Annotated in this window: 1 pseudogene; it reads left to right on the top strand. The window is 40.8% G+C overall.

The features are described from left to right. Positions 1–272 (top strand): annotated as a pseudogene (locus tag SB773_RS31790) (IucA/IucC family siderophore biosynthesis protein); the annotation flags it as partial.

The following is a 272-nucleotide window of genomic DNA, read 5'->3' as shown; positions in this document are numbered from 1 at the left end:
GGTTTGGAGGGTTCCATTCCGGATTCATTATTAGTCAGTAATCTCTTATCCCAAGATATTGCATTGCTAGTTCCATTGAAATATTGGTCGGAAACGGGGCGTCATATTTTTACCTTCCCGGTTTACTACCAAAATGCATCCAAACAAGTACGTGAATTAGATTATGTGACGATGGTCTCGATTGTTTCTAAAGAATTATTGAATGAGCAGGGCAGGACGGATAGTGAAGATGAATTGATGCTGCGTGTCATCCTGAGCAGCCAAAATATCCA

Source organism: Bacillus sp. SIMBA_074, assembly GCF_046534555.1.
In the GTDB taxonomy this organism is placed as follows: Bacteria; Bacillota; Bacilli; order Bacillales; family Bacillaceae_G; genus Bacillus_A; species Bacillus_A mycoides.
Note: the sequence above shows the minus strand (reverse complement) of the source record. Positions and strands in the feature narration are given on the sequence as shown.